We start from the raw sequence: 12,681 nt of genomic DNA, 5'->3' as shown, positions 1-12,681 counted from the left end.
GATGCAACCCTGCGGGGGCTATTCCGCGGCGCGCACCGCCGGCCGCCGCCCGGCCCGCCACGCACGACAGGCATCGCCGAACGCCCGGAACAGCGGGCGCGACACCGGGTCGGCGGCGGCGTTCCATTCGGGGTGCCACTGGACCGCCAGCGCGAAGCCCGGCGCACCGTCGATCGCGATCGCCTCCGCCGTGCCGTCGGGCGCGCGGCCGTCGATGCGGACGCGCGGGCCCGCCACGTCGATCCCCTGCCCGTGCAAGGTGTTGGTGCGCACCACGCGGGCCCCGAACAGCCGCGCGAAGGGACCGTCCGGCGTCAGGTGGACGTCGTGGCGCAGGGCGAACTTCTCCGGGATGGTGCCGTCGGGGGGCATCCGGTGGTTGCTGCGCCCCGGCAGGTCGCGGATCTCCGGGTGCAGGGTGGACCCGAACGCGACCGCCACCTCCTGGAAGCCCCGGCACAGGCCAAGGATCGGCTGGCCCCGTTCGACGGCGGCGCGGATCAGCGGCAGGGCCACGCGGTCGCGGTCGCGGTCGAACGCGCCATGGGCGTCCGTGGCGGCCTGGCCGTACTCCTCCGGGTGGACGTTGGGACGCCCGCCCGTGAACAGGAACCCGTCGAACGTTTCCAGCAGCTCGTCCAGGACCGACACGGCCGGATCCGCGGGAAAGGTCAGCGCCATGCAATCCGAGACGTGATGCACCGCGTCGGTGTTCATCGTCCCGTTCGCGTGGGCGGGATACTCGTCGTTGATGAGGTAATGGTTCGAGATGATGCCGACGCGTGCGCGCATGTCCGTCCTCCGGTTCGGACCAGGGATAGCCGACCCGACGACGCCTGCCCAGTCGCACGGGGGCAGGCGCCACCTTGCGCGGATGCACAGGCCCCCGGAACCCCGACCCCACCCCGACGGGTTGGTCCCCCGAGCAACCGCCGAGCCGTTCCATGCCCCGACCCGCGACGATCCTCTGGTTCAAGCGCGACCTGCGCGTCCGCGACCACCCCGCCCTGGCGGACGCGGCGGCGGGCGGCGGCCCCCTCGTCCCCCTCTACGTCGCGGAGCCGGAGATGTGGTCCCACCCGGATGCCAGCGGGCGCCAATGGGCCTTCGTCGCCGAATCCCTGCGCGAATTGCGCGCCGATCTGGGCCGCCTCGGCGCCCCTCTCCTCGTCCGCCACGGCGAGGCGGTCGCGGTCCTCGAAGCGATCCGCGCGCGGGTCCCCGTCGCCCGCCTGGTCAGCCACGAGGAAACGGGCCTCCTGTGGTCCTGGGACCGCGACAAGCGCGTAGTGGAATGGTGCGCGTCCCACGGGATCGCCTGGACGGAGCACGTGGACAGCGGCGTGGTGCGCCGCCTGGCGTCCCGCGACGGTTGGGCCGCGCGGCGCGAACGGCTGATGCGCCGGCCCCTCGTCCCGCCCCCGGACGGCCTGCGCGGCACGAACCTCGAACCCGGCGACATCCCGGACGCGGCGGCGCTGCGCCTGCCCCCCGATCCCTGCCCCGAACGCCAGCCGGGGGGACGAGCGAACGGGGAACGCTGCCTCCGTTCCTTCCTGTTCGAGCGGGGCGAGGATTACCGCACCGCCATGTCGACCCCGCTCGAAGGGCGCGACGCCTGCTCGCGCCTGTCGCCGCACCTGGCCTGGGGCACCCTGTCTGTGCGCGAAGCCCACCAGGCCGCGATGGCCCGCCTGGCGGACACGAAGGGCACCGGCACCGGCTGGCCGAAATCCATGGCGTCCTTCAAGTCCCGCCTGGCCTGGCGCGATCACTTCACCCAGAAGCTGGAGGACTTCCCCGAACTGGATCGCCGCTGCATCCACCCGGGCTTCGAGGGGATGCGCCCCGACCGGCCCGACGCGGAGCGCCTGGAGCGCTGGTTCGAGGGCACCACCGGCCTGCCCTTCGTGGATGCCTGCATGCGCTTCGCCCGGGCGACGGGCTGGCTGAACTTCCGCATGCGCGCAATGGTGCAATGCGTGGCCAGCTATCACCTGTGGCTCGACTGGCGCCATTCCGGCCCCCTGCTCGCACGGCTCTGGACCGACTACGCGCCGGGCATCCACTATGCCCAGTCGCAGATGCAATCGGGCGTGACGGGCATCAACACCCTTCGGATCTACAACCCCGTCAAGCAGGGCCACGACCAGGACCCGACCGGCGCCTTCACCCGCAAATGGGTGCCGGAGCTGCGCGACCTCGACCCCCGATACCTGCAGGAGCCGTGGAAGGCCCCCGCCCCGCCCGCGGGCTATCCCTCCCCCATCGTGGACGTGGCGGGCGCGGCGCGGGACGCGCGCGAACAGGTGCAGGCGTTCCGAAGCCGACCGGGGTTCCGCGAACAGGCCGACCGGGTGGCCGAGAAGCATGGCAGCCGCAAGTCCGGGATGCGCCAGATCGCGCGACGCCGCCGCAAGGCGCGGACGACGGACCAGGGGGAGCTGCGGCTGTGAGGATGCGGCGCAAGGGCGACCTGCCGCACAAGGACTGCGCCGCCTGCGGCCGCCCCTTCGCGTGGCGCAGGAAGTGGGCGAAGGTCTGGGACGAGGTCCGCTACTGCTCCGACCGCTGCCGGTCGGACGCGCGCCGAACTGGTAAGAAGAACTGACCAATCCGGTGGACGCCCGCCGGATCGTGCCCTAGGTCCCCGCCCTGACGCATTCACCCGAAGAGGCCTCCATGACCCACATCTCGCGCGCAGGATTGGAGGTCGACGGCCGCCTGGTGGAGTTCGTCGAGGAACGGGCCCTGCCGGACACGGGGCTCGACACGGATTCGTTCTGGACGGGCTTCGCCGCGATCCTGACGGACCTCGCCCCGCGCAACGCCGAACTGCTGGCCGTGCGCGCGGACATGCAGGCCGAAATCGACGCCTGGCACCGCGACCGCGCGGGCAAGCCGCACGACATGGCGGAATACACCGACTTCCTGCGCGGCATCGGATACCTCGTCCCGGAGGGCGAGCCGTTCTCGATCGACACCGACGGCGTCGACCCGGAGATCGCGTCCATCCCCGGCCCGCAACTGGTCGTGCCCGTCACGAACGCGCGCTATGCGCTGAACGCGGCCAACGCGCGCTGGGGCAACCTGTTCGACGCCCTCTACGGCACGGACGCGCTGGGCGACGCGCCCGCGGGCGGCGGCTACGACGCGGAACGCGGTGCGCGCGTCATCGCCTGGGCGAAGGACTGGCTGGACCGCACCGTGCCCCTGCGGGACAGGTCGTGGTCCGACGTCACCGGCCTGCGCGTCGAAGGGGCCAACCTCTACGCCGATCGCGACGGCGCGGAGCCCACGCGCCTGGACCGGGGGGCCAGCTTCGACGGCCACCTCCAGGACGACGGGACCCTCCGCGTCCTCTTGCGCCACAATGGCCTGGGCATCATCCTCGTGCTCGCGCCGGACGGCCGCATCGGCGCCACCGACCGAATGGGCCTCGACGCCCTCTATCTGGAATCCGCGGTCTCCGCGATCATGGACTGCGAGGATTCGGTCGCCTGCGTCGACGCGGAGGACAAGGTCCTGGCCTATGGCAACTGGCTGGGCCTGATGAAGGGCGACCTGTCCGCGTCGGTGGACAAGGGCGGCCGGACGATCACCCGCACGCTGAACCCCGACATGCAGTTCCACGGCCCCGCGGGCGACGTCGTCGCCGTGAAGGGCCGCGCGCTGATGCTGGTGCGCAACGTGGGCCACCTGATGACCACCCCCGCCATCCGCCTGCCCGACGGGTCGGACGCGCCCGAAGGGTTGATGGACGCCGTTCTGACCGTGCTGTGCGCCATGCACGACCTCAACAAGACCAGGGCCCCCCGCAACTCCGAGACGGGCAGCGTCTACGTGGTCAAGCCGAAGATGCACGGCCCCGACGAGGTCGCGTTCGCGGATGCGATCTTCGACCGGGTGGAGGCGTTGCTGCGCCTGCCCCGCCACACCGTCAAGCTGGGCATCATGGACGAGGAGCGCCGCACCTCCGCCAACTTGGCCGAATGCATCCGCGCCGCTAGGCATCGCGTCGCCTTCATCAACACGGGCTTCCTCGACCGCACGGGGGACGAGATCCACACCTCGATGGAAGCCGGCCCGATGCTGCCCAAGGGCGAGATGAAGTCGACCCCCTGGATCGCGGCCTACGAGGATCGCAACGTCGATATCGGGCTGGTCTGCGGGCTGAAGGGCCGCGCGCAGATCGGCAAGGGCATGTGGGCCATGCCCGACCGGATGGGCGACATGCTGGACCAGAAGATCGGCCACCCGAAGGCGGGCGCCACCTGCGCCTGGGTCCCCTCGCCCACGGCGGCCACGCTGCACGCCACGCATTACCACGCGGTCGACGTCCTGGCCCGCCAGGACGAGATCGCGGCCGAGGGTGCGCGCGGCACGCTGGACGACCTCCTGACCATCCCCGTGATGCGGGGCCGCAACCTGTCCGAGGACCAGGTCGCCGCGGAGGTGGAGAACAACTGCCAGGGCATCCTGGGCTACGTCGTGCGCTGGGTCGATGCGGGCGTGGGCTGCTCCAAGGTGCCCGACATCCACGACGTCGGCCTGATGGAGGACCGCGCCACCTGCCGGATCTCGTCGCAGGCGCTGGCGAACTGGCTGCATCACGGGATCATCGACCGCGACGCTACGATGGACGCCATGAAGCGCATGGCCGCGAAGGTGGACGCTCAGAACGCGGACGACCCGTCCTATGTCCCGATGGCCCCCGCCTACGACGGCACGGCCTTCCAGGCGGCCTGCGACCTCGTGTTCGAAGGACGCGAACAGCCGTCGGGCTACACCGAGCCCGTCCTGCACCGCCGCCGGTTGGAGGCGAAGGCGGGGTGACCCGCCGCGCCCCACCTATCGGCCCCGACGAACGACGCACGGCCGAGCCGAACGGGTCCCCGCGATCGCGCGCCGTCGTCGCGCCGACCCGTCTGCCTGGACTCCCTGACACCATCCGCCATCCATGTCCCACCTGAAGGGCTTCCCCGACCTGCCCCCCGTCTGGGCGTTGGGTGTATGGCTCCTGCAGAAGGCCCTCGCCGCATGGCTGCCCCTTTGGCGCTTCGATGCGCGCCTCCTGGGCTTCGCGCTCGTCGTCCTCGGCCTCGCGGTCATCGGATGGGCCGCCCTGTGGTTCTTCCGCAAGCGCACCCCGATCGAGCCGCATCACGCGCCCCGCGCCCTGATCGTCGAAGGCCCGTACCGCCTGAACCGCAACCCCATCTATACGGCGCTGACCGTCATCCTCCTGGGCACCGCCCTGAACGGCGGTGCCCTGTCCGCGGTGATGGTCACGGCCCTGTTCCCCATCGTCATCACCCGTCGCTTCGCCATTCCGGAAGAACGCGCCCTGCGCGCGGCGTTCGGGGCGGAAGCGGACGCCTATATCGCAGGGACGCGGCGGTGGTGACGGCGGATCGCAAGGGCTTCGTCTACGTCATGCGCTCGCCGTCGGTGACGTGGTCGAAGATCGGTCGAAGCGAGCGGGCGCCGCACTTCCGGGCGAAGGAACTGACGAACGACGCCGTCTATGGGCAGTTGGGGCCGTGGGAGGTCGTCGATTATCGCCACGTGATCGACATGTACGAGACCGAGGCCACCCTGCACCGCCACTATGACGGATGCCGGACCACGTTCGGCCCCGCGCGGGAGCTGTTCGACGTTCCGGTCGATCGGGCCAGGGAAACGCTGATTGCGGTCTCGGCCGCCGATCTGGTGAAGGGCGACGTCGTCGGCCGCCTTCGGTGGGAGGGGGACCTGGCCCGCTATCTCCTGCGCCTCTTCCGCGAAACGGGTCTGTCGCAATTCCTCGACCTGCAGGAAGCCTGGACCTTGTCGGTGTTCACCTCGACGCCCACGCGGGGGCGATCCGGCGGGCGATTGTTCACCTTGAACGTGGGAACGCACGAGGTCGCCTTCGCTAAGGTTCCGGACGCGGACGGGCGATGCGAGACGATGCTGTTCGTGGACGAACTCGTTTGGAACGAAGGGGATGTGCGTGGCTGGTTCGAACGTCACGGGGGAGGGATGGACCGCACGACGATCTATGCATCGCGCTCGCCACGCGGACTTTGCCTGCGGTGGCACGCGACCCTGACGGACTCGTACGAAATCTTCGATCTGCCGATGATGCGCCGCGGCTTGATCGCCTATTGGTACGACAGGCTTCTGGGAATGCGCGACGCCGGGGCGAGATCCCTGCACGCCCGCCACCACAACCACAACGCGGTACAGGAACTGCTGCGACTCCAACGGGAAGGGATTCCTCAATGACCGACTTCACCCTCGACCACGCCCGCACGATCATCGACGCGACCCGCACGAAGGGGCGCGAGATGGGGCTCAAGCCGCTTTCCGTCGTCGTGCTCGACGCGGGCGGCCACGTGATCGCCTTCGAGCGGGAGGACGGCGCCGCGCCGGGGCGGTTCGCCATCGCGCAGGGCAAGGCGTTCGGCGCGGTGATGCTGGGCATGCCCGGCTCCGCGCAGATGGAGCGGGCGGAGGGGCAGGCCTATTTCATGGCCGCCGTGAACGGGGTCTTCGGCGGTCAGGTTGTCCCCGTCCCGGGCGGCATCCTGGTCCGCGACGCCGACGGCGCGACGGTGGGCGCCGTTGGCGTGACCGGCGACACTTCCGACAACGACGCCGAGGCGGGCCTGGCCGGCGTCGAGGCCGCGGGCCTGACCGGCATCGCCTGACCCCGACCACCGCCACGCCCGCCGACCCCAGGGCGGAGGGCCGGTGTGGGGCGTGCCCCCCGTGGAGGCACGCCCCACACCGACGGGTCGCGACCCGGCGCCACCCACTTCCCTCCCCCGCGCCCCGGCGCTAGCTTTCGACCACGACCACGGCACCGGGAGGACGCCGCCATGGCACGGGACATGCACTTCGCCTGCCGCTGCGGGGCGCTGGCGGGCACGCTGCGCGACATGGAGCCGTCGGCCTTCACGCATATCCGCTGCCATTGCCGCGATTGCCGCGCGGCCTATACGCATCTGGGGCATGCGGATCCGGACGCGGTCGGCATCCTGCAGACCTCACAGGACAGGGTCTCCATCGACCGGGGGGGCGAGAACCTGCGCGTCTTCCGCCATTCGCCCCGTGGTGCGCTGCGCTGGTACGCGACCTGTTGCGATACGCCCTTGTTCTACACGCCCCTGAAGGCCCGGCTGGTGCATGTCGGCGTCAACGCCGACGTCCTGTCCGACGATGACGATCCGGGACGGGTCCAGGCGGAAGGGTACGTCCCCGACGGCAAGGGCGGCACCCGCCACAAGGGCGCGGCCCGGATGGTCGGGCGCATGGTGCCCCGGATGCTTTCGGGCAACCTGTCGGGGTCGTGGCGCGACACCCCCTTCTTCGCGGACGACGGCGCCCCCGCGGTCCCGCCCCACGTCCTGACACGCGAACAGCGCGCCGCCGCCCTGATGGGAGTGAAGGCCTGAACTGGGTCCTGCGCTGCACCCTCCCCCGACAAAGGCACCATCCGTACCCGCCCCCGGCAAGACGACGATGCGCCACGAACCCGCAGCGCATGTCCGCCGACCCCACCACCTGCCGCCACCGAACCCCCTCCCCTCTCTGGGGAAGGGCCGGGGTGGGGTTACACGGACGCCGAAGCGCGGTCCGCCCGAGCGGATCGCCGGGTACCACCCCCTGTGTCGGAACGGTTCTGCAGGCCACCACGTCGACTCCAAAACGGCGACCTCGCGCATGTGCGGGGGGTGTACAGGGGGGCGAAGGGCCGGTCCCGCAGGGACGGGTCGATCCAGTGGATCGATCCGAGGTCCGCAGCGCGGTCCACCTTGGTGGACCGCCGAACACCACCCCCTGTCCGGAACGGTTCTGCATACCGCCACCTCAACCAGGAATGGTGCCTCTGCGTATGTACGGGGGGTGTACAGGGGGTGTACGGGGGGTGCACAGCACCTCCCGGCACGAGAAAAGGACCACGTTCCGCGCGCTCTGCCCTGTCCGAATCGCCCAGCGGCGGGGGTCAGACCGGGATCGCGGTCTCCGCCTTGATCTCCTCCATCGACAGCAGGGCGGTGACGTTGAACACCCGCACCTCCGCGATCATCGCCTGATAGAAGTCGTCGTAGGCCCGGGCATTCGCCACCCGCACCTTCAGGATGTAGTCGATCTCACCGGCCAGGCGGTGCGCTTCCTGCACCTCCGGGCGATCCTTCAGCGTCTGCAGGAACTTGCGCTGCCATTCGGCCTCGTGCTCGGACGTGCGGATCAGAACGAAGAAGCACGCCTCCAAGCCCATGGCGACGGGGTCCACGATCACCGTCGGCGGGCCGATCACGCTTGCCCCGCGCATCTTGCGGATCCGGTTCCACACGGGCGTCTTGGACGATCCGACCTCCGCGGCAATGGCGTCCAGCGACAGCCCCGAATCCCGCTGCAGCACGCGTAGGATCTTCCGGTCCAGCGCATCGATCCGCACAGCCTTCCCACTCTCTTCCGTCAAGGGGAACCCTTTCCTGCCATAGGGCCCCCACGCGACCCCGACGTCCTTGTTACTCGGCCTGGGATGCAACGCAATGGGACGATGTTCTATGTAGCAAGGGAACGACGGCGGAGCGCACGACATGAACCACTATCCCATCTTCCTCGCCCTCGAAGGTCGGCGCACGGTCGTCTTCGGCGGGACGGAGGCCGCCGTCGCCAAGCTGCGCCTGCTGTTGAAGACGACCAGCCACGTCAACGTCGTGACGCCCGATCCCGACCCGCGGATCGTGCGGTGGGCGGACGAGGGGCGCCTGACCCTACACCGCCGCGAACAGGCCCCCGGCGACGCCCTGTGCTGCCCCATCGCCTATGCCGCGCACGAGGACGCGGACGAGGACGCCGCCGCGCTGCGCATGGCCGCCGCCGACGGCGCACTGGTCAACGTGGTGGACGACCTCGCCAACAGCCAGTTCATCACCCCCGCCATCGTGGACCGCGACCCCGTCGTCGTGGCCATCGGCACCGAGGGCGCGGCCCCCGTGCTGGCCCGTTCGATCAAGGCCGACCTGGAAGCCCGCCTGTCCCCCGTGACCGGCCTGCTGGCCCGCGCCGGGAAGACGTTCCGAAAAAGGGTTGAAACCCTGGCCCGCGGCGCCCCCCGCCGCGCCTTCTGGTCCGACTACTACACCACCACCGGCCCCCGCGCCGTCGCGGACGGGGTGGACCCGGTTGACGCGTTGCGGGACCTGCTGGACGAACACCTGATCGCACGCGACGCTCCTGGGCATGTCGATCTGGTGGGCGCCGGTCCGGGCGATCCCGAACTGCTGACCTTGAAGGCACGCAAGGCGCTCGACCGGGCCGACGTCGTCATCCACGACCGCCTCGTGACGAACGATGTTCTTGAATTGGCCCGGCGCGAGGCGCTGCTGATCGACGTCGGCAAGGAAGGCTTCGGTGCCGCCACGGATCAACAAACCATCAACGAATTGATGATCCGCCACGCCACTCAAGGGTCCTACGTCGTGCGCCTGAAATCCGGCGACCCGACGGTCTTCGGCCGCCTGGACGAGGAGGTGGAGGCGCTGGACGAGGCCGGCATCGGCTGGTCGGTCGTGCCCGGCATCACCGCCGCCTCCGCCGCCGTCGCCACCGTGGGTCAGAGTCTGACCAAGCGCGGCCGCAACGGCGCGGTACGCCTTATGACGGGCCACGACATGAAGGGGTTCGCCGAACACGACTGGCGCGCCCTGGCCCGTCGGGGCGAGATCGCGGCGATCTACATGGGCAAGCGCGCCGCGCGGTGGATGCAAGGTCGCCTGCTGATGCACGGGGCGGACGGCGACACCCCCGTCACGGTCGTCGAGAACGCCAGCCGACCGGATCAGACAGTCCGCAGCGCGTCCCTAGCGAACCTGCCCGACGCCCTGTCCGGGATCGCCGGCCCCGCCCTGATCCTGTTCGGCCTGGCCCCCCGCGCCGCAGCGCAGTTCGTCCGCCAACCGCAGGAGGTCGCGCTATGAGCCGCCGCCGCCCCTTCACCCCCAAGGTCGTCACCGCGAACCACCTGATCGAAGGCGACGTCGTGTATCTATCCGACGCGGACGAATGGGTCCGCGACCTGGCACAAGCCGCGATCCTGACGGACGAGGCCGACGCCGAGGCCCGCCTGATCGACGCCTCCGCCCAAACCGGCACCGTGGTCGGCGTCTATCTCGCCGACGTCATCGACACGCCCAACGGCCCCCGGCCCCAGCACTTCCGCGAAGCGTTCCGCGCGGGCGGGCCCACCAACTACGACCACGGGAAGGCCCACGGCCAACGTCCCGGACCGGAGGTGTAAGCCATGTATCATTACAACGACTTCGACCGCGCCTTCCTGGCGGAACGCAACGCGCAGTTCCGCGCCCAGGTCGAACGCCGCCTGGACGGATCCCTAACCGAGGACGAGTTCAAGCCTCTGCGCCTGATGAACGGCGTCTACCTGCAACTGCACGCCTATATGCTGCGCGTCGCCATCCCCTATGGCACGCTGTCTTCGATGCAGATGCGGGCGCTGGCCGATCTGGCGGAACGCTGGGACAAGGGCTACGGCCACTTCACCACGCGCCAGAACATCCAGTACAACTGGCCCCGCCTCGCGGACATCCCCGACATGCTGGACCACCTGGAGACCGTCGGCCTGCATGCCATCCAGACGTCGGGCAACACGATCCGCAACGTCACCGCCGACCATTTCGCGGGCGCCGCGGCCGACGAGATCGCGGATCCCCGTCCCGTGGCGGAGCTGCTGCGTCAATGGTCCACCGACCACCCGGAGTTCCAGTTCCTGCCCCGCAAGTTCAAGATCGCCGTCACCGGGTCACCCAACGACCGCGCCGTGACCCGCGCGCACGACATCGGGCTGGTGATGACGGAACGCGACGGCGAGCAGGGGTTCGAGGTCATCGTCGGTGGCGGCCTGGGCCGCACGCCGATGATCGGCAAGACGATCCGCGCCTTCCTGCCGAAGGCCGACCTGCTGCCGTACGCGGAGGCGATCGTCAGCGTCTACAATCGGATGGGCCGGCGTGACAACAAGTACAAGGCACGCATCAAGATCACCGTCTACGAGAACGGGCTGGACCAGTTCGCCGCGGCAGTGGAGGAGCGCTTCGCCGAGATCCGCCCCGCCTTCACCGGCGTGGATCAGGCGATGCTGGCCGGGATCGAGGCGCAGTTCGCTCCGCCCGCCTTCCGCGCCGCGGACCCCGCGCCCGTGCTGGACGATGCGCTGGCAGCCTGGATCCGCACGAACGTGGCGGATCACAAGCGATCCGACCATGCAATCGTCACGATATCGCTGAAGAAGCACGGCGAGACGCCGGGCGATGCCAGTGCGGATCAGATGCGCCTGATGGCGGACCTTGCCGATGCCCACGCCTATGGCGAGCTTCGGATCAGCCACGAACAGAACGTCATTCTTCCCCACGTCCCCCGCGACGCCCTGCCCGCCTTGCACGCCGCCCTCGCGGGCGCGGGTTTGGGAACGGCGAACGTCGGTCTGGCATCCGACATCATCGCCTGCCCAGGCATGGATTACTGCGCGCTGGCGACGGCACGCAGCATCCCCGTGGCCCAGGGGATCGCCACGCGACTGGACGAGTTGAAGATCGAGCATGACGTGGGCCACCTGAAGATCAAGATATCCGGCTGCATCAACGCCTGCGGGCATCACCATGTCGGCCATATCGGCATCCTGGGCCTGGATCGCGCAGGCGTCGAGAATTATCAGATCACGTTGGGCGGCGACGGGACGGAAACCATGGCCGTGGGCGAACGCGCCGGTCCCGGCTTCGCCTATGACGGGATCGTGCCCGCCGTGGAACGCCTGATCCTGGCTTATCTGGACCTTCGCGCGAACGCGGACGAGACCTTCCTCGGGACCTATCACCGCCTGGGCGTGGCGCCGTTCAAGGCCGCCCTTTATCCGCAGGAGGCCGCCGATGCCGCTTGATGCCCATGCCCTGCTGTCCGCTCGCGCGGCGCAGCTGAACGCGCGATTGGCCGATGCGACGGCGGAGCGTATCTTGGATTATGCACTGCGCGGCGCGGATCTGAGCAAGGTCGCGATGGTGTCGTCCTTCGGCGCCGATTCCGTGGTACTGCTGCACCTGCTGTCGCGGATCGACCCGTCCCGGCCCGTCCTGTTCCTGGACACGGAAATGCTGTTCCCCGAAACGCTGGCCTATCAGCGCCGGGTCGCGGACCGGCTGGGCCTGACCGACATCCGCGTCATCCGCCCCGACCCGGCGGACCTGTTCGTCCACGACCCGAACGGCGATCTGCACGATGCGCACCCGACGGCCTGCTGCGCGATCCGCAAGGTCAAGCCGCTCGACTTGGCGCTGCTTGGCTTCGACGCCTGGATCACGGGGCGTAAGCGCATCCACGGAGGCGACCGCGCGGCCCTTCCCGTGTTCGAGGCGGCGGGCGGTCATATCAAGATCAACCCTCTGGCCGGCTGGACCGGCACCGATCTGGCGGCGCACATGGACGCGCACGACCTGCCCCGGCATCCGCTCGTCGCGAAGGGCTTCGCGTCGGTCGGGTGCGCGCCATGCACGACCGCCACCCTGCCGGGCGAGGAACCACGCGCGGGCCGCTGGCGGGACAGCGACAAGGCCGAATGCGGCATTCATTTCGACGGTGCCCGAATCTGGCCCGCGACCGGAGGGGCCTGACGCC

General features: G+C 69.9%; 13 protein-coding genes. 11 read left to right on the top strand and 2 right to left on the bottom strand.

Annotated features, from left to right (window positions below; all coding sequences use genetic code 11):
• Positions 1–18: 18 nt before the first annotated feature.
• Positions 19–792, bottom strand: a complete 774-nt coding sequence (locus P0084_RS13395) for a gamma-glutamyl-gamma-aminobutyrate hydrolase family protein (protein ID WP_308917368.1) — start codon at positions 790–792, stop codon at positions 19–21.
• A 152-nt stretch (positions 793–944) separates the two neighbouring features.
• On the opposite strand from P0084_RS13395, the gene P0084_RS13390 reads away from it, so the two are divergent.
• The 7 genes from P0084_RS13390 to P0084_RS13360 all read left to right on the top strand — a co-directional run bounded on the left by P0084_RS13390 (position 945) and on the right by P0084_RS13360 (position 7,442).
• Positions 945–2,456 (top strand): FAD-binding domain-containing protein, encoded by a 1,512-nt coding sequence (locus tag P0084_RS13390; RefSeq protein ID WP_308917367.1) that lies wholly within the window; start codon positions 945–947, stop codon positions 2,454–2,456.
• 2 nt (positions 2,457–2,458) lie between these two features.
• Positions 2,459–2,611: a DUF2256 domain-containing protein gene (locus tag P0084_RS13385; protein WP_308917389.1), complete on the top strand. Its 153-nt coding sequence runs from the start codon at positions 2,459–2,461 to the stop codon at positions 2,609–2,611.
• 71 nt (positions 2,612–2,682) lie between these two features.
• Positions 2,683–4,836, top strand: a complete 2,154-nt coding sequence (locus P0084_RS13380) for a malate synthase G (RefSeq protein ID WP_308917366.1) — start codon at positions 2,683–2,685, stop codon at positions 4,834–4,836.
• A 124-nt stretch (positions 4,837–4,960) separates the two neighbouring features.
• Positions 4,961–5,407: a methyltransferase family protein gene (locus P0084_RS13375; protein ID WP_308917365.1), complete on the top strand. Its 447-nt coding sequence runs from the start codon at positions 4,961–4,963 to the stop codon at positions 5,405–5,407.
• The gene (locus tag P0084_RS13370) at positions 5,404–6,270 is read left to right on the top strand and encodes a GIY-YIG nuclease family protein (protein ID WP_308917364.1); all 867 of its coding nucleotides are present in this window, start codon (positions 5,404–5,406) and stop codon (positions 6,268–6,270) included. The genes P0084_RS13375 and P0084_RS13370 overlap by 4 nt, the downstream gene beginning before the upstream one ends.
• The gene (locus P0084_RS13365; RefSeq protein ID WP_308917363.1) at positions 6,267–6,695 is read left to right on the top strand and encodes a GlcG/HbpS family heme-binding protein; all 429 of its coding nucleotides are present in this window, start codon (positions 6,267–6,269) and stop codon (positions 6,693–6,695) included. The genes P0084_RS13370 and P0084_RS13365 overlap by 4 nt, the downstream gene beginning before the upstream one ends.
• Positions 6,696–6,866: 171 nt before the next feature.
• Positions 6,867–7,442: a DUF6151 family protein gene (locus P0084_RS13360; RefSeq protein ID WP_308917362.1), complete on the top strand. Its 576-nt coding sequence runs from the start codon at positions 6,867–6,869 to the stop codon at positions 7,440–7,442.
• Between the two features lie 551 nt (positions 7,443–7,993).
• Here P0084_RS13360 and P0084_RS13355 read toward each other — a convergent pair.
• Positions 7,994–8,473, bottom strand: coding sequence for an Lrp/AsnC family transcriptional regulator (locus P0084_RS13355; protein WP_308917361.1), 480 nt, complete (start codon positions 8,471–8,473; stop codon positions 7,994–7,996).
• Positions 8,474–8,594: 121 nt separating this feature from the next.
• On the opposite strand from P0084_RS13355, the gene cysG reads away from it, so the two are divergent.
• From cysG to P0084_RS13335, 4 genes are read left to right on the top strand one after another with little or no spacing between them, the layout of a single operon-like run.
• Positions 8,595–9,977: a siroheme synthase CysG gene (cysG, locus tag P0084_RS13350; RefSeq protein WP_308917360.1), complete on the top strand. Its 1,383-nt coding sequence runs from the start codon at positions 8,595–8,597 to the stop codon at positions 9,975–9,977.
• Complete coding sequence (locus tag P0084_RS13345; RefSeq protein WP_308917359.1) at positions 9,974–10,297, top strand: DUF2849 domain-containing protein; 324 nt, start codon at positions 9,974–9,976, stop codon at positions 10,295–10,297. Before cysG ends, P0084_RS13345 begins: the two co-directional genes overlap by 4 nt.
• A 3-nt stretch (positions 10,298–10,300) precedes the next feature.
• Positions 10,301–11,950: a nitrite/sulfite reductase gene (locus P0084_RS13340; protein ID WP_308917358.1), complete on the top strand. Its 1,650-nt coding sequence runs from the start codon at positions 10,301–10,303 to the stop codon at positions 11,948–11,950.
• The gene (locus P0084_RS13335) at positions 11,940–12,677 is read left to right on the top strand and encodes a phosphoadenylyl-sulfate reductase (RefSeq protein WP_308917357.1); all 738 of its coding nucleotides are present in this window, start codon (positions 11,940–11,942) and stop codon (positions 12,675–12,677) included. Before P0084_RS13340 ends, P0084_RS13335 begins: the two co-directional genes overlap by 11 nt.
• Positions 12,678–12,681: the final 4 nt, after the last annotated feature.

The sequence above is a fragment of the Jannaschia maritima genome, from assembly GCF_030973515.1.
GTDB lineage: Bacteria > Pseudomonadota > Alphaproteobacteria > Rhodobacterales > Rhodobacteraceae > Jannaschia > Jannaschia maritima.
The sequence above is the reverse complement of the archived record's forward strand: the minus strand, read 5'-3'. Positions and strand labels throughout refer to the sequence as shown.